Below are 22,830 nucleotides of genomic sequence, written 5' to 3'. Positions count from 1 at the left end.
ACCCACGTTTTGCAGCGTGGGTATTGTCGGATTGATGAGATCAATAGAAAAAAGGGCCGACCCCCAAAGTCGGCCCTTTTTTGAGTGAGTGGTCAGGCCGAAGCCTCACCGGTGTAGTTGATTTCACGTTAACTAATCCACGAGTTTTGGAAATTAGGGGATTCCCGTACTTTTGGGACCTTTGGGTTCAACCTGTAGCTAAACCACCTGTTTAAAACGAAAAAGGGCCGGTCAAATGACCGGCCCAATTCGCGCGAAAAGTCGAATGATCAGTTAGATGCTGCGTTCAGCTTTTCATTTTGTTCGCGAAGGGTGTCCGAGATAATCGCGTACCATTCGCCGGACTGACGCATTTCGTTCAGGCCCTTGTTCATCATCGCAATGTACTCACGTGCGAACGGGTTGGTGCGGTGTGCAAGAAAGCTCATCGAGGACAAGGTCGACACATAGGGGTTTTCGACCAGATCTGTCGAAGTCAATCCCATGTCATTCATGGTCGAAGCGAACAGATCGACTTCAAACGCGGCGACATCCGCTGTGCCGGTCAGAACGGCATCAAGGCATTCGCGAGCAGAGTTGGGTTGGACCACATTCGTATTTTCGCGGTTCAGTCCGACTTCTTCCAGGACCACCATGCTCCAACCTGACATGCGGCAAATGGTTGAACCTTCAAAGTCTTCGAACTTTGTCGCGCTTGCATAGTCGCTTTCCGGCAGAGTGAAGAAGCCACCTACGATGTCGTATACGGGGACAGAAGCCACGAATTGGGTACACCGCGCTTCAGTTTCGGACGACCATTCGTATGTGCGGTTCGTACAATCCGGGACGGTCCAGGCGATTGAAATATCGAACGCGCCCAGCGGCAACAATGTGTCCAAGTGCGAGCTCCAGTCGTCGACAAAGCTGACGGAGTAATCGCGGCTGTTGCCTGCACGCTGAAGACTGGTTGTTGCCAGACGGGTCATAATACCGCCGCCACCCAGTGCTTCACTGGTGAAGGGTTCCCAACCGTTACCCGCCACCATTTTGATTGGGGGGGCATAAACATTTGATCGCTTGACGCTTGCCGCGCGCTGCTCTTCTGCTGCGATCAGTTCCTGCGCGGACTGACCGTTTGGCAGGCTACCATCCTCACAGGGCAAGGCCAGAACCAGGCCTGGCTCAAGTGCGTTTGGGTTGGTGATGATGTTACGGTTCGCGTTAAAGATCGGCTGATAGTTCGACGTGCCGTATGCCGCGATCGCAATGGTCGCCATCGTGTCGCCGTCCGCAACTGTATAATTGGTACAAGCTTCTTGCGCGGCGGCGGCACCGGCGCTCAGAGCGGTGACGGCGGTGGCCGACAGTGCAACTTTCTTAAGGTTCAATTCAAACATGTCCACTTCCTCCAGACTTTTCTTCTAGTTAGGCCACATGGGGCCTTAGCCATTTTCCATTTGATGACGCAGAGCGGTTGAAACGATGTCTCGCCACTCTCCGGATTGCTGCATGATGTCCAAACCCTGATTGAGCGTCTCAAGGATCGCTTCTCCATCCGGATTATCTTTATGGGTCATGACGTTAAGCGACTTGATCGCCGCCAGATTGGGGTTTTCTACAATGCGGTGTTCGTACCCCAGCCGTCCGATTGCTTCGAAGGCCAGATGAGCTTCGATCGCGACGATATCGGCTGTCCCGTTCATAAGCGCATGAAAGCAGTCATCGGGTGAAACCGGGCGCATTAGCGAGATCGCCGGTGCGTACAGTCCGACCGCGTCCATGTGCGACAGCGACCAGCCTTCCGGGCGACAGATAGTTGTCCCGGCAAAGTCCGCATAGGTCAGAGTTTGCTCATAGCCCGAGCCTTCGCGGGCAAAGAACGTGTCCACAACTTCATAGAACGGGTTAGAGAAGTTGTATGTATCGCACCGCGCGCGGTCTTTTTCAGAAAGCGCCCCGGCCTCTTCGCAGTTTGGACGCGACCAGGGGAAGGTGGCATCGAAAGCAAGTGTCGGCATCAAAAGGTCCAGATGCGACGACCAGTCGTTGACGAACTGGATTTTATAGGACTGTTCAGGCGCGGCGCGCAGCATCGCTGTTTCGACAAGGTAGGTGTAGAGCCCGCGATTGGGCAGGGCCTCGTCGGTGAAAGGCGCATAGTTACCGCCAGTGATAAGCAACAACTGACGGTCGCGGATTTCGGGGCGTTCGCCGGCGTCTGCATTACGGATCAGCGCTGCGGCTTCTGCCCGCGCGGATTCGATCTCATCCTTGGCAGCCGATTTTGCAGCGATCACCGCATCTTCGCTTGCCTTTTTGGCTTCAGCTTCGGCTTCGGCAACGCGGGCTTCCGCCTCTGCGATGGCTTTTGCCGCGCGATTCTCGGCTGCCTTGACCAACTCGGCTGCCATTTCGGCGGCCATGGCTTCGGCTTCAGTCTGCGGCGCGGCCGGTGCGCGCCCGATCTCTTCCAAACAAGGCATGGTCAGAACGTCGCCTACCCGAATGATGTTCGGATTGTTTCCGATCACGTCCCGGTTTGCATCGTAAATGATACGAAAGTCTTCGGTCGAATAAACTTCGATGGATAACTCGCGCAGGCTGTCGCCTCGTTGAATTTCGTAGGTTGAGCATGCCTGTTGTGCCGAGGCGGTACCCGCAGCGGCAGCAAGTGCCAGGCTTGATATGATCAGATGGTTTCTCATGGGTCCTGTTGCTTTGCCTTGTTTAGTTTTTTGTAAGTTTGACAACACCGATTGAGATGTTGTCCTGATCTGGGTCGCCCTTAGCGTTCAGCGCGGCCTGCAGCGCCCCGGCTATGTCTTGTGCAAGCCCGCTGGCATTGGATTGAAGAATGGACTGAATTTCAGCGTTGCTGAGATATTGCAGGCCGTCGCTTCCCAGAACCAAAACATCCGAAGGTGTCAGGTCCAACGGGGTTTCCGGGCAATCGACCTTTGGAATTGCAGCACCCATGATGACCGAAGTCAGTTGGTTGCGGTCAGGATGCGCCAGCGCTTCGGCTCCGGTCAAAGTGCCTTCGGCCATTTGCGCATCAATCATGGGTGCCATCGAGTGATCTTCGTTGATCTGCGACAGCTCTCCGTCCCGGAACAAGTATAGTGGACTGTCGCCGATCGAAATCCAGAACAGCCGTTGGCCCAGCAACAAAGTGCCCAACATGGTCGAGCCCATGTTGAATCCAGCCCCTTGTTCCTCGGAATAGCCGGCGATGGAGGCATTGGCCTGCATCGCCGCCAGGGGCAACGCGTCGATCAATGCGGACTCGGGTGATGTTGTACCTTCAAGCTCGGCATCTAACGCGTCACGCCAGGCCTGGATCACAAGGTCAGAGGCGACTTCTCCCGCCGCATGCCCGCCCATGCCGTCAGCGACGATGACATAGCTTGCATTCGCCGCATCGAACATGCGCGAGGCAACCGCGTCCTCCTGCGTGTCACGCTGGCCCTTGTCCAGGATCAGCGCAATATCATATGCCGGTGTCGCCAGCATCTATCAGGAATCCCGCCAGTCAAAGCCATCGTCACAGAAGGCGGCAAAGCGGATTGAGGTTTCACTGATGCGGATCAGGTCCCCGCTGGACAGTGGGACGGTGCTGAGAACCGGCTTGCCGTTCAGACGCACCAGGTTGGCCTTGCCGCCGTGTCCCAGATAACATTTGCGGTCCTCGGGGTCATAAGCAATCACCGCATGGTTGCTGCGAGAAATACCAGTGTCTCCAAAATCCAATTGAATGGCCTGATCGTCATTGCGGCCAATCTGCATCAAGCCCTCGGTCAGCGTTACGCTTGCACCCCGACCCGGACCGCCAGTGATGACCAGCCAACCAACCGGGAAAGACTGTTCGGCATTGTCGGTTTTGGCTGCAGGTTCTGCTGTCTCAATGAGGTCCTGCACATGTGTATCGGCACGTTCGAAACCCAGGAAGGTTGTCTTGACGCGACCACGACGATCTTCGGCAGCCGCGGGTTGCGGAACCGGTGCAACCTCAACCAACAGTTCTTCGGCGACCGGTGTTTCTGCCACTGGTTCTGCGGCGGGTTCGTCAGCGACAACCTCGATAATCTGTTCCGGCTCGGGGTCCTCGACTTGAACTACTTCGTGCTCGACAACCTCTTCAGTGACCGCTTCGACCTCTTCCTCAACTGCCGAGTGCAGCGTCAACACGGTCTCTGCTTCGGGCGCGGGTGCCTCGTCCGCCACGTCCTGAACTTCTGCGATAACTTCAGCGACGACGATTTCATCCTCAGCCTCAGTTGTGTCCAGCGCGCCTTCCTCAGAGAAATCTGGCATTTTCTCTTCGGGTACCAACTCATCGGTTTCTTCGTAGCTGTCCGAGGTCATATTGCCACCTGCCAGCGCTTCGCGCAGGGCATTGAAATCGGCGATTGGTTCGGTCTTTTCCGCCTCTGGCGTTACAGCTTCCTCGGCTTCGTTCTCTTTCGGTTTGCCGGCACCTTCGAGAAGCCGGCTAAGAGGGCTTTTGTATTTGAACATGGTGTCGACACCTTTATTCCTTGGCACAGGACAACGGTCCTATGGGGCTGCTTCTTACCTCTGTGCGCGGTTGCACAACGGCACGGATATTTGTGACAACAAGGTCACTTTCTATTTCCGCGACGGGCCGGTTCCCGTCAGGGGTGCCGAATTTGGCGCTACCCTCAGCAAATACATACTGGCAGATCACATATGAACCGGTCAGATCACTCCTGCACTAATGGCATGTCAGCATCCGTCTCGACGCCGCTGCGCAAAACGCCGAAACGGGCCTGCGGCTGGTCTTCGGAAACGAGTTTGGCCAACAAAACATCAAGGCTGTCCGAGCCATCAATGCCAGTGCCAGAAATTGTCTCTGAGACCAGGACATCCCCTTCCTGCAAGCTGCCTGTCGCCTCCGGCGGAACCGAGCTTAGAACTGTTGTCCAACCCGCACCGTCTTTGTTCTGAATTGTGAAAACGTAGCCATTTTCCAAGCCGATCACGCGCATTGTGGGCAGTGCCAACAATCCGTTCTGAGGGCGGGTTTCACCCAATGTGCGATAGCGGGCAGAAACGCGGATGTAGCCGTCCGGGTCCACATTCAGATCGTTCAACACCTGAGCAGCAAAAGTCGTATCTGCCTGCACTGGCTTGCCGTTCAGGGTGAAGATCGTGGCGCCGCGCGTGACCCACTCACCCACAATTGACGCGTCCATATCCTGGTCAACACCAGTTATCGCAATCACGTTGCCGGTCGAAGCTCGGCGGCGTGATGTCTGAAACGGGATGTCTACGTCCCAGTGAGAGAATGCGATCTGCTGTTCTGCAAGGTTCACCGGTTCCGCCGGAACAGGCGGTGTCGGCTCGACGGTCTCGGCTTCAGCCGTTTCCGTCGCCGCAGCTTCTTCCTGCTCCGTGACAACCGGATCTTCTTGCGCCTGCTCGACAGGCTCTGGAGTGGGTGCGACCTCGGCCTGCGTGGTCTCAGTTGGTTCTGGTGCCGGCTCCACTTCGGCTGCGGCCACTTGTTCGACCGGGTCCTGCTCGGATGTTTCGACTGAGGCGGTTTCTTCCACCTTTTCCGTTACTACGGGCGTGGGCGTCGATGCGGTGTCTTCGGCCGGAGTTTCCTCTCCGGACATCAGGAAGAACCCGCCCGCCGCCAAAGCGGCGACCAAGGCCACACCCGCAACAATTTTGCCTGCACCACTGGATCCGCTTTTGACCACGGTATCCACCGCAACCGGAACTTCATCCTTCGATGTGAACGTGGCGAGCCCGTCGTCGTTCTTGTCCTCATTGCCCAGTGCAATGTCAGTGTTTCCGGCAAGCAATGCGGTGACAACGGCTTCGGCGTTTTCGCTTTCAGCCTTGATCCTGGCTTTCTCTTCTTCTTCGTCTTTTTGGTCCATCGCCACGATCACCGACACCGGCCGATAGTCAAAGCTGTCGAACATCACGCCGGGGCCGCGGAACATGCGTAGCCAATCTATTGCGGTCTGCAGGCGATCCGTTGCGTGAACTTCCATCGCCTTGTCAATGGCTTCCAGGAACCCGTCGGGGTAGCCTTCGATACGCCCCGCTAGCGGTGTGTAGGGGTCCGTCTGACCGTTGTTGAATGCGTTCAGGCGGGTCTGACCGTCGATCGGACGTTCGCCACTGATGGCGTGATACAGGGTCGCCGCAAGAACATAGAGGTCACTGCTTGGCCCTTGTTCCGCGCCGCGTACATAAAACTCATGCGGCGAATAACCATCCTTGATAACCCGCAGGGTCATTAGCGCGGCGGACTGGTGGGCAGCCTGTTCGCGCGCGGCGCCGAAGTCGATCAGAACCGGATCACCATTTTCGTCGATCAGGATGTTGTCGGGCGAAATATCGCGATGCAGCATGCCGCTTTGGTGGATGAAAGACACCGCCGACAGCATTTTTTCGGTGACCTGAACGATAAAGTTCGGGCCAGCTTTGTTTTTGGAATCTTCAACATAATCCAGCAGATCGCAGCCACGGATAAAATCCATCGCGATATAAGCGGTCTCGTTGTCTTCGAACACCTGATGAACGTCGACGATATTGGGGTGTACCAAGCGAGCGTGATTGCGTGCTTCGAGAATAAACAAGTCGATGATTGCGCGCAGATCGTCCTTGTAGTCCGGCGCGACCGGTTCAACCATATCGCCGTTACGACGGCAAAGGGCACCGGGATAGCACTCTTTGATCACAACTTCGCGTTCCAGACTGTCCCGCGCAAGATAGGTGATACCAAATCCGCCATTGCTGATAAAGCGCAGGATCTCGTACTGCCCGCGCAACAGCTTGGCGCCTGGTTGAAGACCTTCAATTTTCGGTTCGTCGTGCGTCGCGCCGACGGCCTGGTTGTGGCTCATTTCTTTCCGCCCGTTCTAATCGTTTTGCGGCTTACTTAACTGGGCTTTCAGCCCGCGAACTCACAACCAAACACAACCGCAGGACACTCAAGTACGTTAGACGTTTCAAATTTGACTTTATTGGGGCCGCCTGATGGCTTCACTAAGAACCCAGCGCCAAGAAAATCCACATATGGTGCCATTGCGTGCCCGTGAATCTAAATGTTGATTTTCTACCGGTAAAACTTGCGGACTGAGTGCCAATTTTTCGCGGATTGGTCACTAAATCCGAAACAATAAACGCGCGATTCTGAGGGCTTCGAATCGCTGCATTGCGGCTCAATTAAAACGGGTAGGCGTCAGGTTCCGGTTTTTGCCTGAACGGAATCGACGCGGCTGCCGGCCCAGGCGAGGTTGTCGCTGAGCTGGGCGAGGATGCTAATTGCGTCCTTCAGTGGCGCGTCACCGCTTTCGAATTGCAGCAGCAAAAGAAGATCGGTGGCCTTTTCAAACTCACCGGGAATCCAGTCGGCTTCAGTGGCGATTTCGCCCCCTTGCTCCAGACGCTCTGCAAAATCTTCGACGATTTCCTGACAGCTGTTCAGGAATGCGGCGGGTTCAATATCCGATGTCTCGCGCAAGTCGTCATAGATGCTGGCGATTGCCGCCAGCCAGTCTTCAAGAATCGGGTTTTCAAGCGGGGGCAGGGCGGATTCCAGCGTCGCATGGATCGAGGGCGCTTCGACCTGCGCTGGTTCAGCTTCTGCCATATTCAGGCTGGCCAGAAACGGAAGAAACTCCTGCTCGATGTCATTTCGGGCAGCTTCCAAATCCTTCAAACGCCGCTCGGATGCAACTTGCAGGACCTGTTCGGCCAGACTTTGACCGCCACAGGTCTCCCACAGATCAAAATCAGGCTCGGGTTCTTGCGCCATAGCCTTGACGGCGACCGGTGTGCCAATAGGCACAACAGACCGGAAGAATTTACCTTTTTCTTTTTCCAACCGGTGCAGAACACGGTCCAGCGCGTCCCGAACCGGGGGGAGATCCGCGTGGGTTACGGCCAGCAAACTGTTCGAGCGCAACTCTTGCGGAACTTGTGCCCACAGGTGGCGCTCAGTCTCACGCCAGGCATTGGTTCCGTTCGTGCACCAGATGGCACAATCGACATAGGACAATAGGTCCAAAGTGGACTTGTAGGTGTCATCCAGTGCGCCGGTTCCCGGCAGATCGAACAATGAGATCTCTTGCAGGGCAGGGGTATTCAACCCAACCGAGATAAAATCAGGGTTATCAGCCGCGGCTTTTTCCAGCGCAATGCCGGAATAGACTTTGGGCTCTTTGTCCCACCAGCCAACCGTGGTTTCCGGTGCGTCCGCATAGGCCACGATGACCAATGGCAGCTTCAGATGCTGCGGACCCGTGGGCAGAATGTCCGCCCCGGCCAGCATGTTTGCGAGGCTGGATTTCCCGGCCCCGAATTCCCCGGCAAAACCGATATTGACCGCATTCGAAAGCCGTTCGGCATGGAACAAGGCGCGCTCGCGCATCTTGTCCAGACCGGCCTCTGACGGCAGGTTTTCGGTGGCGGTCAGGAAGCGTTCAAGCTTTCGTACTTCCTGTTCGGTTCCGGGAAATTCAATCATTCCGCAGCCTCTGCTAATTTCTTATCCGCGCTATTGCCGCCAAATACCGCATCCAGATCATCTGCAACACGTTGTGCCTGATCGAATGCTGCCTGTGCTTCTGCACGAACATTGGTTTGGCCGGTTCCGGCGCGTTGTTCAAGATGTCCGGCTAACAAGGCCAGATAGTGATCAAGAACGGTGTTCAGACGCTCAAGCAGATCGGCGCGCGCCGTGTCCACCAGATCGTCCCCGATCATTTCGAATTCCTGAACGATCATCCGTTCGGCCCGAGCGACCACACTTTTACGCGAAATCAGACGGGACAGCCAACTGACGCGCAGTTCCACGGTAATGCCACGCGTCAGTGCGGTGGTATCCGGACGGAACCACCGAACCGCACTGGTATTCATCCGACTGTCGGTCGGGTCTTGCCAGCCGGGCAGGGCGCGAAGTGCGGCATTGCTGTTCATGTCGACCGCATAAAGCTCGCTGAGCATTCGCTGCCGCACCACCTGTGTCGCACCCTGAACCAGCTCGCGCATGCGGTCCCGCAGCGGCGAAAAGTTCAATTCGGTGTCACCGCCCTTGGCCAACAAAGGGGAATCGCCATTCGGCCCTCGGACAACAGCAGAAACGGCCTCGGACACAGTGTCATCCATGACGCCGCGAAGATTGGCCAACACATCATCCATATCGTCAATGATCTGTGTGGTTTTTTCCGAAACCAGCGCACGCAGCTCGGCCAATGTTTTGTCGTTTTCGTCGCCGTCGGTCATGTCGGCGGAGTTTTCGTCGTCAATTACGCGCAGATGGGCCTTGGACCGTTCCAGCTCACCTTGGGCAAAACTGTTAAGGTGCTGCCAGGCCATCTTGAGCTGTTCGTCACGGGCCCCATGCGTCAAGGCGTTGGTAACATGGCGGCGGAGATCGGGTAGACCCGAGGCGATCATTGCGGCAAAGCGCAACACGCCCTCACGGCTGATCGGGCCGGGACCTTGTTTGATCTCTTCTACACCGTCCAGATATTGTTTCATCTGCTCGGGGTGGGCGCGCAGCCAAGCAAGAACGTGATCGTGGTTCACGCCGGTATCGTCACCGGTCAAGGCATAATGGGCCCATTGGGCGCTGCCCATCAGAACATCAATGTCCGAGTTGCCCAGGGCTTTTTCCAGGCCATCCAACACGTCCGTCCGGACTTTTCCAGCGTCCTCAGCGCCGCCGCCCAGTTCGTCCACGCGGTTGATGAAGACGACGATCTGCCCCAGTTCCAGTGCCTGCATCAGGCGGAACAGTTTCAGATCTGCCCGTGAAAGGGCCTGATGCGCAGACAAAACCACAACAAAGAAATCGGATTCTTTGAGATACTGGCGCGAGATTTCTTCGCGGATCAGCAGTGGGTCGTTGACGCCGGGCGTATCCGTGACCGTCAGCGGGAACGGAAAATGGCCAATGTCAAAGTAGACCTCGGCTTTGCGTGTGATGTCACTGTATAGTCCCCGATCTGAACCGGGGTCGTATTCTTCACCGTCGGTTGGATCGTCACCGGCGCAAACATAGCGGGCCAGATCGTCCGAGTTCAGCTGCTCCAGATCGTGATGCTGACCAAGCAACTGCTCATAGCTGTCGCCCAATCGCAGTTGGGCGCGGGTTTTCATCGCGTCGACCTGCTCTTCGATCATCTCGCGTTTATAGCTGTCCTCGTCATCGGGGAACATGTTGCGCAGCTCTTCACCTTCGGCGATCAGCGCCTGCCACTGACGGTTATCGAAGAAATGAAATTCGGCCCCTTCGGTCCGACCCGAGGGGTGACCGAAATGCATATCGGTAATCACGGTCGTCCACGGATTCACATCCGAAGGCAGGTATTCGGCCTGCCCGGTAAAGCCATTGATCAGGCGAGACTTGCCAGCCTTGATCTGCCCGACAAATGCGATTGACGGTTTTAGATTTGAAAGGTCGCCGACAATACGCGAAATGAACTGGCGGGTCTCGTCATTGCTGACCCCGTTCATATCTTCGGCGATTCTTATTAACTCACGACGGTTATTTTCACTCATACTGTTACCCTGGGCACTTGCAATCACAGATTGAATTAGTCGAAAAATTGAATATTACGGGCGCGCTCATTCGGAACGCTCCGTCAGAGATGTCCACAGATTCACAATGGCGCCTAGCTTGCGCGCCTCGTGAAAGACCATGGAAAATTCTTCGCCGTCGTTCAGGACGGCCAAACCAGACCCCTTGCCACCTGAAGGACGCATGACGATCAATTGCGGATGATCCAGCGCGGCGGCCGCGTCATCATCCCAGCCCAACAGGTCGCGCGCGAATTGCGCCAGCAAAGTTTCATCTGCATGTAATGGCTGACCTTCACTACAATCGCCGTCAGACTGAACCATTTCCCCGCCTTCAGCTTTGACCCGGATGCGACCAACAGCCAAACGCTGGCTACCGAGATAGAACTGGTTGGCCAAATCGCTGGCATGGTCTGTTGCTTCCACGTCATTTGCGGGCTCGGCTGTGTCCGGAACGACCGCTATGACGGGTTCAGCAGGCATTTCGATCATCGTGCAAGCACTAGCGATTTCGCTAAAAGTGATTCCGACATCGTCCGCTTCCAGCGTGGCGTCCGGCCGTAGGGATATCAGGCTGAGCGGTGCAGGCGCCGCGGCAATATCGGTTACCAGTTGCGCCAATTGTCCAGCCAGCGTATCGCGCTCTTCGGTTTCAAAATCAGGCGCAACGCCGGACCGGACACGAAAGACATCAGTAACCCGAGAGCTGTTGACCTCAATCGCGAGACAATCGCCATTGGCAGCCGTAAACTCTAACCGGCGCGGCAAAACAGTGCCACGGATGGACTGCAATACCTTTTCGCGGCGCTCAAGCGCAGTGTCACCAGCAAGCGCGACGGCTGGCTCCAGTCGGGCAACCGATGATCGCCCAATGTCCTCGAGCAAATCGAGTATGTTTGTATCCATCATGCCGTGACCCCCTCTGGTCCCGTCTAAACTGCGGCCGCGACGGGCCCCAGACTGAGATGCGATTTTGTCAGTGCCAACCCTACATTCGCGCTGTTGCGACAGATGTAGCAGACCACATGATCCGGATAGGCCTGCGTCCGCAAAAAAATGTTCAACCGATCCTTTGAAAACACCGCGATTTCCCCAAATTCCGGATTTTCGGTATCAGCATTACCCGATTTCCGCAGCAATGCTTCAAAAGCACCCACGCCGCCGCCCTGAAAAAGGTTCGCCACTGCAAGCGCGAGACTGTCCAGCACTTCGGCGTCCTCTTGATCGCGGACACTGGTCCCCAATAACATCCCTGTTTCCATGTCGATATACCCGGCTGCGACGCAGTCGGGTATCGTTTCCATCGCAGATTTCAGTGCGGCTTCGATAGACATCGGGCTTCCCGTCCTTCTACCTTGGCTTCACGTTATAAAACATGCCATTCAGCCCCGCCCTTGTTCCCGGCTTTCGGAAGCGTTGAAACGTCTTTTTTCGCGTCGCGGGTGCCGTGTTCAGCGGCGATCTTGTCGAACTCTACCAGGAAGGCCCTGAAAACCTTTTTCAGGCCTTCCGAGTCGTCGGGAAGATCCTCACCAGCTGTGATCTCGCGCCACATCGCCGATGCGCTGAGTGTTGATCCGGCCTCCACACTAAGCAGTTGCTCAAGCGCTTGAGACTCGGTCTCTGTCTCGGACAAAGTGCCGTTCTGCATTGGTACGACCTGTGTTTTGGTCAGGCCGCTGGTTTCGGGTTCCAATTCGAACTCGTCGGCCGCGCCATCCGATTGTTCGGCAAGCAAGGCCACAATTGACGACACCGATGTTTCTGCGCCTTGTGCGTCCGTTTCGGGTATGCTGGCTTCAATAGCCTCAGGCATGCCAACCAGTTTGTCCCCAAGCGACGTCAAAACGGGATCCTGACCATCGGTGTTGATGTCAGCCTGCCCTGCTTCACCTTCTAGTTTCAGTGACTCTTCTTCCTCGAAATCCTCGTCATCCAGTTCAAGAAATGCGTTTTCTTCGGAGGGGATCTCGGCAACATCGGCCAAATTCAAAGGCTGACTGGGCGTTTCCCGGAAAAAAGAGCGCAGTTCGTCCTGATCGGGTTCTGGTGTAGTCTCTTTCGGGATTGCAGTCATCTCGACCCGCAAGCGTTCGGCCTCATCCGCGTCAATCCGGGGGGCGCGTTCGGTGTCGCCTGAGCGTGTTTCCACACGTGCAGGACGTACCGGAAAGCTCGTTACGACTTCGTCATGCCCATTTTCGTCGTGAACCGGATTAACCAGTTTCAATGGGGCAGGTTGCTCTGCACTTGCCGCGGATTTGCGAGGACGGATAGGTTGCACACTGGGTATATGGGCAAGGCTGTTGTCGATCTGGTAACGCGCCAGCATGTCTGCACGGTTGTCCATGATCTGTTCGGTGATCTCAAGAAAGCTGTCCACCATCTTGCCGCCGCCGCTGCGTCCCCACATTTCGGCGTCGCCGCTCTTGTCGCGTGCGATAATCGCATCGCGGGCAGAGAACAAAATCGATCGATTGAACAGATGCCCTGCCTCGCGGTTGACCCGGCGCAACACCTTCTGGCGGTCCTTCGTGCCCAGTGTATCCGCGCGGGTGACCAACAACAGCGAGTTGTGTTGCAACCGTTCCGGCAGCGCGACCCATGTCGCCCGTTCGGTCTCGCGCCAGGCTTGGGTGGCGTGCGTGCACCACAGCACCCCATTGGCCTGGCCCACGGCGCGACGCCAGACATCGGTTGAAATCTTGGGGTCCGAGATGCCGGGCGTATCGATCAAATCAACCGCCTCGAGAATGTCGGATTCAAGGTAAATACGAACGAATTGGGCGTCGTTGACGCCGACAGATTCCAACGCATCCAGCTCGATGTTTTCGCGTTTGCCGTCATGACGCTGTACATATGCAGATTGCTTGCCCCAGCTGAACCAGACGGGCGGCAACTGCGTGGCAGTCACCTGAGTCGGCAGTGTGTGCGACCGAAGCAGAAAGTTGATCAGCGTCGACTTTCCGGCGCTGAACTCTCCCATAAGCGCAAAGATCGGCTTGCGGCGGGACCATTGCTCAATGCGTTCCCATGCCTTGGGCGAGACGAAACGGGTTTGTGAGTCTTTTGCCATATCGCTACTTATGCTGCCTCGTTACTAAGATCTTTCAGGATGTCGCCCAGAATATCGTCACGCGATTTCTGTGGTGTCAGTCCTGCCATCAGAGCTGCGTTGCGGCTTGGGTCACTCTCGGCCGAAGCCGAAATGCTAAGCAACGTCTCTTTCTGCTCGCGCATGAAATCCGACAGGATCGCGCGAACGTTTTCCAACACGGCTGCAACCTGATTTTCCTCGATGTCCTTGGTGATCGAATTCGCCTCGGACGCGATCAGGCGCGTATAGTCGGCTGCATAGGCTTCGAACCCTTTGCGGCGCTGCCACCAGCGACGCCACCAGGTGCTTTGCAAGTCCAATGCGATTGTTCGTCCAATTCCGAGTGGGGGTGGGACACGCGGAACAATGGGTGCTTCGATACTGAACTCACCCAGGTGGTTGCCCAGTATCTTCTGATACAGCGTCTCAATATCTGCGGCCGCCGTATTGTACAGCGCACCTGCTTCTTTGCGCATCGACCGCGCAAAGCTGAAATACGCGGCCTTTTGCAAGGTCCGCAGACCCGCCGGGTCATACTGCCACGTGCCTTGTTCGCCGTTCCGCTCAAGGTGGGCAATCAGCGAATCCGTTGCACGTTTGACAAAGTTGGTTTCCGCTGAATTCAGTCTCTCCAACACCTTCGCACGTAAGGATGCGGTCAGTTCAGCTACTTTCTTTTCGTATTGATCCGAGAGTGTGGCAATCGCGTCCTCTGGCGATACACCATCCAGATCACGCACAAGACCTTCACCGCCCGAAAGGGTCTTGGCAACGGCCGTGGCGCGGATTTGACTGGCGATATTGCGGGCGCGGTGGCGGACGCGATCCAGCAAACGGGTGCCTGCGCCTTCGGCGATGCGCTCGTTCATGGCCAACAGCAGATCGGGCAGACCGGACAGCGCCCAGATTTTGTCGAGCGAGGGTGCCTGATCGCCAAACCCGGCGGCCAGATAGAACGTGTTCAACGCCTCGCGCGATTCATCGGACAGAATCTCGGGGTTGCCGGTCAACGCGGCCTCAGCCCACAATGCGCTGCCAAAGACAACGCTGGTACTGGCATCGATATTGTTCTGCTTGAGCGTGTCCTGAATACGGTCACGGATTTCCGGGACCTGATTGACCGGATCCGCCAATTCGTCAATTCGGTTCACAAACAGGATGATCTGCCGGTTCTCAAACTGGGCGATGATCCGCATCAGCGCCATGTCCATGGTTGTAAGCGCCTGGCTGGCGGCAAGAACAACAACGCAGACTTCAGATCCACGTAAGCTGCGCAGGGTGATCTGTTCGCGGACCATAAAGGTATCGTTGACACCCGGCGTGTCACACAGTTTCAACGCAATCGGGTATTGCGGAATGTCCATATACAGTTCTGCCGACTTCGTCACATCGGCGAACCGCCCCGTTTTGGGGTTGATGTCCGGGTCATCTTCGTCACCCAGACAGACATAGCGCTGGATCAACTCTTCGTCGAAGTAGTCATATTGATGACTCTGCCCCAGAATCAGGTCGAAATGCTGGCCCAATCTGGATTCGGATTTAGCCTTCATCTCGCCGATCTGGCGGCGAATGTCATCCATCTCATCATCGGCGCCAGCGCGGTTTGCCAGTTCACCCAGACGGCCGCCGCCGACCATCAGGTTGTCCCATTCTTCTTGTTCAAAGAAGGTAAATTTGGCGCGTTTGTCGCCTTCGGTTCGGGTGTTGATGTTCAGTGTAGTCACCACCGACGTCCACGGGTTTACATCCGATGGCAGCAGGGCAGGGCGCCCGGCCAGGATGTTCACGATCGAAGACTTGCCGGCCTTGACCTGCCCGACCATCGTAACGCTGGCCGAGAAATTCTCCATCCGGGTCTTGAGCGTGGCCAGACGGGCGGACGAACGTGCATCCGCCACCTCTGTCAATTGATCAATCTGTGCGGTCAGCGAGTTCATCGCTGACGTCATAGGCGTCAGTGCCTCATTGCCAACTGACAAAAGATGGTCGTTGCGCGCCATGTTCAGCCTCCGGTTCCTGTCGCGGCCAACGTGTCAGTTGGCGTGCTGGTCATGGTGTCGATTCGCGCGATCAGATTCAGCGCATTGCCCAGGATTGCGGCTTCGGCACCAGGCGAAATCGATTCGAAGGTGTGGCAATCCGCCAGAACTTCGATCGAGCTAAATCGCTCGCTGTTTTCAAGGCGGGCAAGACGACGCCCGGTCGGAAAGCCCTCGGATTTGGTTTCGGGCAGCGGCATACGCGAGTTGGCTAGCAAATATCGCCGCCCGGAGCGGGTGCGCAACGAAACGCCAAACCCGGTGTTTGGATGGTCGCGGTTCAGGGATTTGAGTTCACCAAGAAAACTTTCACGCGCAAGGCCAACGGCTTCTTGCTCGGCAGCAGCGGAGTTCATCATATTGGTCACGTTTCAGACCCTTGTACTGGAGTTGAGCGAAAAAAACTCGTACAGCGCCCGAAGGCAAAAAAGACTCATTAACTCCTACTGCTCATAAGTGACTTTCAAGGCGGTCTTATTTTGACGCGAATAAGATTTTTTGGCGTTTGAATTGTGGCGCAATTGTGTTTGGTAACATTTTTCAACCACAACCTACGGGCGTATTTTCGGCGTCAATGTGAACAGCGCCATTTATCGTTAGCAGCATTCAAGAGCAGAAAACTTGCAACGATGCGCACGTGTTGTATTTTTGGTAGTGCGTCTATAGCACTGTTCATAAACAGTAATTACTCTATCTTTTGAAATCAACCTGACACCAAATCTACCCAGCGGACGTCTGTAAAATATATGTATGTTGCATTCGTCTTTGGGTTCTCATCATAGCCCGCCCTTAGATGAGGGGCATTTTACTCAACGTAAGATAGTTTTCTCCTTCTCACCAAAGGGACCTGAATGTTGCTAAATACAAAACAATAAAATTAGTCAAACTTGCCCAAGTAATCTTTTCTATCTACTCGTAGAACGCCAAAAAATCAGGCTGCTTTCCTGCCGCGAACAGCAACACATGAGAATATCCCGCATCCCGCTTAGCGGCAGCGTCCGGCAGACACCATATGTGCACGACGGTCAGTTCAGAAGCATGTTGCGCCGATGTCATCAATAATCTTGCGCACAACTCAATTTTCCCTCTCGCACTCCGTGGCAAGCTTTGCTATTCACCCCGACATTCTGGCACCGAGTGCCTGGGTTGCGGGTGTGGCGAAATTGGTAGACGCACCAGATTTAGGTTCTGGCGCCGCAAGGCGTGGGGGTTCAAGTCCCTCCACCCGCACCATATCATTTCAGAGAATTTTCCTGTCCGGACCGCCTTTGAGGGCTTTCAGGCAATCACCAAAGTTTTGTACTGGACAGCCGACTGGATTTTGATGTTTGAACAGTCGGGTCCGCTCGCCAAGCGAACGATTAGGTGACTGCATCCATGGTGAAAACACCGGCCTCTATGATTTGGAAATGCAGGTTACATGGCCTGCATTTCGGAACGCGCAGTCAGGAGAACAGGTAGTAGGTCGTTGGGGACGTGGCTAAAATAGCCAATGCAACGACAAGCCAAACCAAAACGCAAACCCAGTAGGTTCCCGGATTTTCAGCGCGGGTTACCCGTTCCCACAAGTAGGTCGAACCAAACACCAAGTCTCTGATAGCCCATAACAACAAGCCAAGCCCCACATAAAACCAAATATCCATAATTCCCTCGCGTGATGAGTTTGGCGCAACTTAGGTTGTCAAAAATGATTGCGCAATTGTGCATTGATCATTTTCGGCAATTGCTGACCAAAGAATTTGGTTAATGTCGGCCTTTCAGCGATCTCTTCACGTCCATAGCACGCGCTTGCGGACCCACAACGCCGCCACTATTGCCCGGCCAATCCCATCTGGCGCACGGCCAGGTCGCGCATTATCTCTTCGGATCCGCCGCCAATTGCCATTATTTTGATTTCGCGCCAGATCCGCTCGACCGGATTGCCCAGCATGTATGCGGCACCGCCAAAGATCTGCATCGCTTCGGAAGCAACAAATTGCAGTGACGTCGTGGCCTGAACCTTGGCCTTTGCAATTTCAGCGACTGGCATCAGGCCCTGTTCAATTGCCCAGCAGATCCGTTCGATATATGCCTCATTCATATCAATCCGGGCAGACATTTCTGCAAACTTGTGGCCAATGACCTGATGTTCGACCAGTCGCCTGCCGAATGTCTTGCGTTCCCGTGCCCAGTCCAAGGCACTATCGTAGCATAGTTTCATCATACCCAACGAAGCGGATGTCAGGCCAAGCCGTTCAAAGTTAAAGTTGTTCATGATTGCGATAAAGCCCCTGTTCTCAGGCCCCAACAGGGCAGTAGAATCCAGCTCGCAATCACCGAAATGCAGCGTCGCTTGCTGTGAACTGTGCCAACCCATCTTGCCACCCAACGGCGTGCGGCTGAACCCGGGCGCGTCATGAGGGACCAAAAACAATGAGATACCAGTCAGGCCCGGGCCGCCAGTGCGGGCGCCGATCACAAACCATTCGGCATCCATACCCCCGGTGATATAGGTCTTTTCCCCGTTCAGAATCCATCGGCCGCCTTTGCGCTCGGCACTTGTTTGAATATTGGCAACGTCCGACCCTGCGCCTGGTTCGGTGATCCCAAGGGCCGACATCATGCGCCCCGAGATGATCTCGGGCAGCACTTTCTGTTTGAACTCCTCGGAAGCAAATTTCGCAATTGGGCTGATGGAAATCGTACGTCCCCCAACGGCGGCTCCGATACCGGATGCCCCACAGCCGAACAGGATTTCACTATAATCATGGCGCATAAAGGCGTTGTCGAAACCCAGACCGCCGTATTCCTCATCGATCCCAAAGCCAAATACGCCGAACTCAGCAATTGCGGCATGCAACTCCCACGGGACGCTGCGATCCGCCTCCCATTGCTCAATATGAGGTTTGATTTCGGCATCGACAAAACGCTGGAAATTTCCGCGGAAAGCTTCGCGTTCAGGGGTCATGAAAGGGGATGGCAGGGTCATTTGACCTTCTCAACGTCATTTTCGGGCAATACCTGAAGCTGGCTTTCCATCATGCGGGCGAAGCGATCCATCATCTGCGTAAGGTATTCTGGCGACGAAACGAATTTCTCATGCAACAACAAACCACGCAGGAAGTTCCGGGCGATACTCCACAATAATTCAGTGTCGTCACGGTCGCCTGTTGCGCTGACATACCGGGCGGAGATCAGGCTGAGGTTCGATTTGTCCCAGTCTCTCAGGCTTTTTTCCAGCATTCCGAACAGTGCCGGGTCGGTTCGGCAAGCAACCAGAATCTCAACTATGGCGCGTCCGCCTGCGGAATTTACGATATTGGCCCAGGCGGACATAATCAGATCATAGACGGGCTGAGGGGCGCGATCATGTGGCCAGAGCGGGTTTTGCGCATTGCCCAGCAGTCGCATCGCGGTAGCTGCGACCAGGGCCTGTTTCGTGGGGAAGTGATACGTAATTGCCCCGCGTGAGATGCCTGCCTTGGCCTGCACCTTGGCAAAAGTAGTCTCGGCATACCCAAGCTGATCCAGACAGGTGACCGTCGCATTGCAGATTTTGGCTTGCATATCCCGGGACCTTTGATCCTGGACCGAGGGTTTTTTTGGCATCGATTCCGTCATCTTCCGTCGCGTCGCAGTGGCAAATCTTCGTTGACCAAGGCGGTCAGTGGATCATAAAAACAGAACAGTCGGTCTGTAAACTGCAGATCGTACCCAAGCGGGAGAGACGTGGCGTGACACATTCTCTGCGGATCGGAGGAGCAAGTGGTTTTTGGGGGGATACCCCTCATGCGACACAGCAATTGCTGCGTGCCCCTCAGATTGACTTTCTGGTCTACGACTACCTGGCCGAAATCACCATGTCGATCATGGCCCGCGCCCGTCTTAAAGACCCCCAAAAGGGATATGCGGTGGATTTCGTCTCTGACGTTATGGCCAACAATTTAACCCAAATCGCCGAGCAAGGCGTCAAGGTCTTGTCGAATGCAGGGGGGGTCAACCCAGTGGCCTGTGCTGATGCATTGCGTAGCAAATCTGCTGAGTTGGGATTGAACTTGAAAGTTGCAGTGGTCGAAGGCGACGACCTGCTGCCGCGTATGGCTGAGTTTGTCGATCGGACTGAGATGTTTTCCGGTGCGCCGATGCCACCGATAGAAAAGATCGCCTCGGTGAATGCTTATATTGGGGCAGGGCCGATATTGGCGGCGCTGCACGCCGGGGCTGACATCGTCATCACAGGCCGCTGCGTCGACAGCGCGCTGACGTTGGCGGCGTGCATGTATCATTTTGGATGGCGACACGAGGACCACAACTTACTGGCTGCCGGGTCGCTAGCGGGGCATCTGCTGGAATGTGGACCCCAAGCCACTGGCGGGAATTTCACGGACTGGAAATTGGCAGGCGACATCGCCAAGATCGGCTATCCAATTGTCGAGGTAAACGCCGATGGCGGGTTGGCCCTGACTAAGCCGCAGGGCACGACGGGACGTGTGACCCTGGCTTCGGTCTGCGAGCAGATGCTGTATGAGATCGGCGACCCGCAGTCCTATATTCTGCCTGACGTGATTTGCGACTTTTCCAATGTCAGGATTGAGCAAGCCGAGTCAGACTATGTAACCGTTTCGGGTGCAAAAGGCCGCGCGCCGACAGGGCAGCTCAAAGTGTCCGCCACCTGGGCGGATGGCTATCGCGCGGGCATGACGATTCTGATCAACGGGCGTGAGGCACGACAAAAGGCGAAGGCTTTTACCCAAGCGGGGCTGAAACGCGCGCGCGCTGTCCTGCAACGGATGGGCTCCCCCGACTATCGCGAGGTGTCGTTTGAAACCTTTGGAGGTCGGCCTGGCGACGGCGATTACGAAGAGATCTCGTTCAAGGTAGCCGTGAAACACGATAACCCTCGCGCGGTTGGCGTATTCCTGCGTGAAATGACCGGGTGCGCACTGGCCGCACCGCCGGGGTTGCACATCTTTACCGGAGGAGGGCGTCCAAAGCCCTCGCCAGTCGTTGCCCTGTTTTCCTTCTTGGTGCCAAACAACACGCTGACCTATTGCATAACGATGGATGGGGACGATATCGAATACAATCAGCCAAAAACGCCCCCACAAGACCCGGAACCTGTCCCGGCAAAAGCCCCGGAAATAACCGATGAAAAGGTGACCGAGTGGATCACATGCCCTTTGGAAGATTTGGCCTGGGCAAGATCTGGGGACAAAGGCGACACCGCAAACATTGGGGTCATTGCGCGCCATGCTACCTTTTTGCCCTATATTTGGGCTGCGCTGACCGAAGCGACGCTGGCAGATGTTTTTTCTGACCATCTATCCGGCAGGATCGAGCGGTTCTATCTTCCAGGAACACATTCCATGAACATTCTGCTGCACAATGCGCTGGGTGGCGGTGGCGTCGCCTCGTTGCGCAACGACGCGCAAGGCAAGAGTTATGCCCAGATATTGCTGGCCACACCGATCAGGATTCCTGCAAAGTTATCCTCATATCCTGAGCGAGGAGAAAACTGATGGGTTTTGTCAGTAAAGTCGTCCGCGATTCTGACAGCTTTGCCAAGAACCGAGGCGATATGCTGGCTCTTGTCGACGAGATGCGCGCGCTTGAAGCGCGTCCTGTCGCCCTGTCAGAGAAACGGCGCGAACGGATGGAGGCCCGGGGGCAGATCACACCCCGTGACCGTTTGGCCCAACTGTTGGATCCCGGAATGCCTTTTTTGCAACTGCATGGGTTGGCGGGTTACTGCGTCGATACAGACGATCCCGAGCAATCGGTTCCGGGCGCGTCATTGATCATCGGCATCGGCTTCATCTCGGGCGTGCGCTGCATGATCATCGTCGACGATTCAGGGATCAAGGCCGGCGCGATGGTCGAGATGTCAGCTGCGGCCTTCCTGAGCGCGCAAGACATGGCATTGAAACAGAACCTGCCTTTTGTGCATCTTGTCGAAAGCGCCGGTGCAAACCTGATGGAATACAAGGTCGAATTCTGGGCCAATGGCGGCAAACTGTTCCGCAATCTGGCCCGCCATTCGGCCGCAGGGCTGCCCAACATTGCAGTGCTGCACGGCCCGTCAACCGCCGGTGGGGCCTATATGCCCGGCCTTGCAGACTATGTCGTTGGCGTGAAGAACAACGGCATGGCCGCCTTGGCCGGTGCCGCCTTGGTTCACGCGGCGACGGGCGAAAAGGCCAATGACCGTGATCTGGGCGGGTCCGAGATGCATGCCACCACATCCGGGCTGGTCGACTATCTGGCCGAGGATGATGCGCACGGTATCGAAATGGCGCGGAACGTGATGGCCCGGCTGGATTGGAACAAATCCTTGCCTGTGTGTCGCAGCAAAGAAGTGCAGCCACCGAAATATGATACGGAAGAGATCGCAGGCATTGTTCCAACCGATTATCGCGTTCCCTATGACGTCCGCGAGGTTGTGGCCCGCATAGTAGACGGCTCGGATTTTGAGGATTTCAAGCCCGACTATGGCTCGGCGACTGTCTGTTTGCAGGCCGCAATCAATGGTATCGCTGTGGGTATTCTTGGAAATAATGGGCCACTGGACCCTGCAGGCGCGAACAAAGCCGCACAGTTTATCCAGCTATGCGGTCAGTCTGACATTCCCCTGATATTTCTGAACAATATTACAGGGTTCATGGTCGGCACCCAATATGAACAAAGCGGCATGATCAAAAATGGGGCCAAGATGATTCAGGCCGTTACGTCAGTCAATGTGCCCAAGATCACGCTCTATGTCGGGGCAAGTTTCGGGGCTGGCAATTACGGGATGTGCGGCTACGCCTATGACCCAGACTTTCTGTTCGCCTGGCCCAATGCGGCAACGGGCGTGATGGGCGGCGAGCAAGCCGCCGGGACGATGGAACTGGTTGCGCGCGCAGGGTTTAAACGCAAAGGGATCGACCCCGACGAAGCCAAACTGGCAGCGCAAAAGGCAGCGATCACAGCACATTTCACACGACAAGAGAATGCGTTTTACACTTCGGGACGTTGTATCGATCATGGCGTCATTGACCCCCGCGACACGCGGCGTGTGCTAGGTTTTTGCCTTGAAACTTGCCTTGAGGGTCGCGCGAGAACGGTCAAACCCAGCTCGTACGGGGTGCACAGGTTTTGACCATGCTGCATAGCTCACCAAATCCACAT

Annotated in this window: 16 protein-coding genes and 1 tRNA gene; 3 read left to right on the top strand and 14 right to left on the bottom strand. The window is 55.7% G+C overall.

What is annotated here, in order from left to right; translation table 11 throughout:
* Positions 1 to 269 precede the first annotated feature (269 nt).
* The 12 genes from AC2FIB_RS08250 to AC2FIB_RS08195 form a co-directional block, all read right to left on the bottom strand.
* Positions 270 to 1,376: a peptidoglycan-binding protein LysM gene (locus AC2FIB_RS08250; protein ID WP_496772684.1), complete on the bottom strand. Its 1,107-nt coding sequence runs from the start codon at positions 1,374 to 1,376 to the stop codon at positions 270 to 272.
* Positions 1,377 to 1,421: 45 nt separating this feature from the next.
* Positions 1,422 to 2,684 carry a type 2 periplasmic-binding domain-containing protein gene (locus AC2FIB_RS08245; protein ID WP_496841929.1) on the bottom strand — a complete coding sequence of 421 codons (1,263 nt, stop codon included), beginning with the start codon at positions 2,682 to 2,684 and terminating at the stop codon, positions 1,422 to 1,424.
* A 22-nt stretch (positions 2,685 to 2,706) separates the two neighbouring features.
* Entirely contained in the window at positions 2,707 to 3,492 is a 786-nt protein-coding gene (locus AC2FIB_RS08240; RefSeq protein WP_496841928.1) for a PP2C family protein-serine/threonine phosphatase, read from the bottom strand.
* 3 nt (positions 3,493 to 3,495) lie between these two features.
* On the bottom strand, positions 3,496 to 4,497 hold the full coding sequence (locus AC2FIB_RS08235) for an FHA domain-containing protein (RefSeq protein ID WP_496841927.1): 1,002 nt from the start codon (positions 4,495 to 4,497) through the stop codon (positions 3,496 to 3,498).
* A 206-nt stretch (positions 4,498 to 4,703) separates the two neighbouring features.
* The gene (locus tag AC2FIB_RS08230; RefSeq protein ID WP_496841926.1) at positions 4,704 to 6,866 is read right to left on the bottom strand and encodes a serine/threonine protein kinase; all 2,163 of its coding nucleotides are present in this window, start codon (positions 6,864 to 6,866) and stop codon (positions 4,704 to 4,706) included.
* Positions 6,867 to 7,204: 338 nt separating this feature from the next.
* Positions 7,205 to 8,491, bottom strand: coding sequence for a dynamin family protein (locus AC2FIB_RS08225; protein ID WP_496841925.1), 1,287 nt, complete (start codon positions 8,489 to 8,491; stop codon positions 7,205 to 7,207).
* On the bottom strand, positions 8,488 to 10,530 hold the full coding sequence (locus AC2FIB_RS08220; protein WP_496734699.1) for a dynamin family protein: 2,043 nt from the start codon (positions 10,528 to 10,530) through the stop codon (positions 8,488 to 8,490). The genes AC2FIB_RS08225 and AC2FIB_RS08220 overlap by 4 nt, the downstream gene beginning before the upstream one ends.
* A gap of 66 nt (positions 10,531 to 10,596) precedes the next feature.
* Complete coding sequence (locus tag AC2FIB_RS08215; protein ID WP_496734697.1) at positions 10,597 to 11,457, bottom strand: hypothetical protein; 861 nt, start codon at positions 11,455 to 11,457, stop codon at positions 10,597 to 10,599.
* Between the two features lie 23 nt (positions 11,458 to 11,480).
* Positions 11,481 to 11,882 (bottom strand): hypothetical protein, encoded by a 402-nt coding sequence (locus tag AC2FIB_RS08210; RefSeq protein ID WP_496734696.1) that lies wholly within the window; start codon positions 11,880 to 11,882, stop codon positions 11,481 to 11,483.
* 32 nt (positions 11,883 to 11,914) lie between these two features.
* A complete protein-coding gene (locus AC2FIB_RS08205) occupies positions 11,915 to 13,624 on the bottom strand; it encodes a dynamin family protein (protein WP_496734694.1) in 1,710 nt (569 codons plus the stop codon).
* Positions 13,625 to 13,632: 8 nt separating this feature from the next.
* Positions 13,633 to 15,645, bottom strand: coding sequence for a dynamin family protein (locus AC2FIB_RS08200; protein ID WP_282119377.1), 2,013 nt, complete (start codon positions 15,643 to 15,645; stop codon positions 13,633 to 13,635).
* A 2-nt stretch (positions 15,646 to 15,647) separates the two neighbouring features.
* Positions 15,648 to 16,043 (bottom strand): hypothetical protein, encoded by a 396-nt coding sequence (locus tag AC2FIB_RS08195; RefSeq protein ID WP_174822482.1) that lies wholly within the window; start codon positions 16,041 to 16,043, stop codon positions 15,648 to 15,650.
* Between the two features lie 789 nt (positions 16,044 to 16,832).
* Here AC2FIB_RS08195 and AC2FIB_RS08190 point away from each other — a divergent pair.
* A tRNA-Leu gene (locus AC2FIB_RS08190) sits at positions 16,833 to 16,917 on the top strand.
* Positions 16,918 to 17,494: 577 nt separating this feature from the next.
* Here AC2FIB_RS08190 and AC2FIB_RS08185 read toward each other — a convergent pair.
* On the bottom strand, positions 17,495 to 18,652 hold the full coding sequence (locus AC2FIB_RS08185) for an acyl-CoA dehydrogenase family protein (protein ID WP_496734692.1): 1,158 nt from the start codon (positions 18,650 to 18,652) through the stop codon (positions 17,495 to 17,497).
* A complete protein-coding gene (locus AC2FIB_RS08180) occupies positions 18,649 to 19,230 on the bottom strand; it encodes a TetR/AcrR family transcriptional regulator (protein ID WP_496734690.1) in 582 nt (193 codons plus the stop codon). The genes AC2FIB_RS08185 and AC2FIB_RS08180 overlap by 4 nt, the downstream gene beginning before the upstream one ends.
* 167 nt (positions 19,231 to 19,397) lie before the next feature.
* Here AC2FIB_RS08180 and AC2FIB_RS08175 point away from each other — a divergent pair, with 167 nt between their 5' ends.
* Together AC2FIB_RS08175 and AC2FIB_RS08170 are read left to right on the top strand one after the other, a co-directional pair.
* Complete coding sequence (locus AC2FIB_RS08175) at positions 19,398 to 21,182, top strand: acyclic terpene utilization AtuA family protein (RefSeq protein WP_496734688.1); 1,785 nt, start codon at positions 19,398 to 19,400, stop codon at positions 21,180 to 21,182.
* Positions 21,182 to 22,801, top strand: coding sequence for an acyl-CoA carboxylase subunit beta (locus AC2FIB_RS08170; RefSeq protein WP_496734686.1), 1,620 nt, complete (start codon positions 21,182 to 21,184; stop codon positions 22,799 to 22,801). The genes AC2FIB_RS08175 and AC2FIB_RS08170 overlap by 1 nt, the downstream gene beginning before the upstream one ends.
* The last annotated feature ends 29 nt before the right edge of the window (positions 22,802 to 22,830 follow it).

It is taken from the genome of Ruegeria sp. YTSA072, assembly GCF_059610285.1.
Note: the sequence above shows the minus strand (reverse complement) of the source record. Positions and strands in the feature narration are given on the sequence as shown.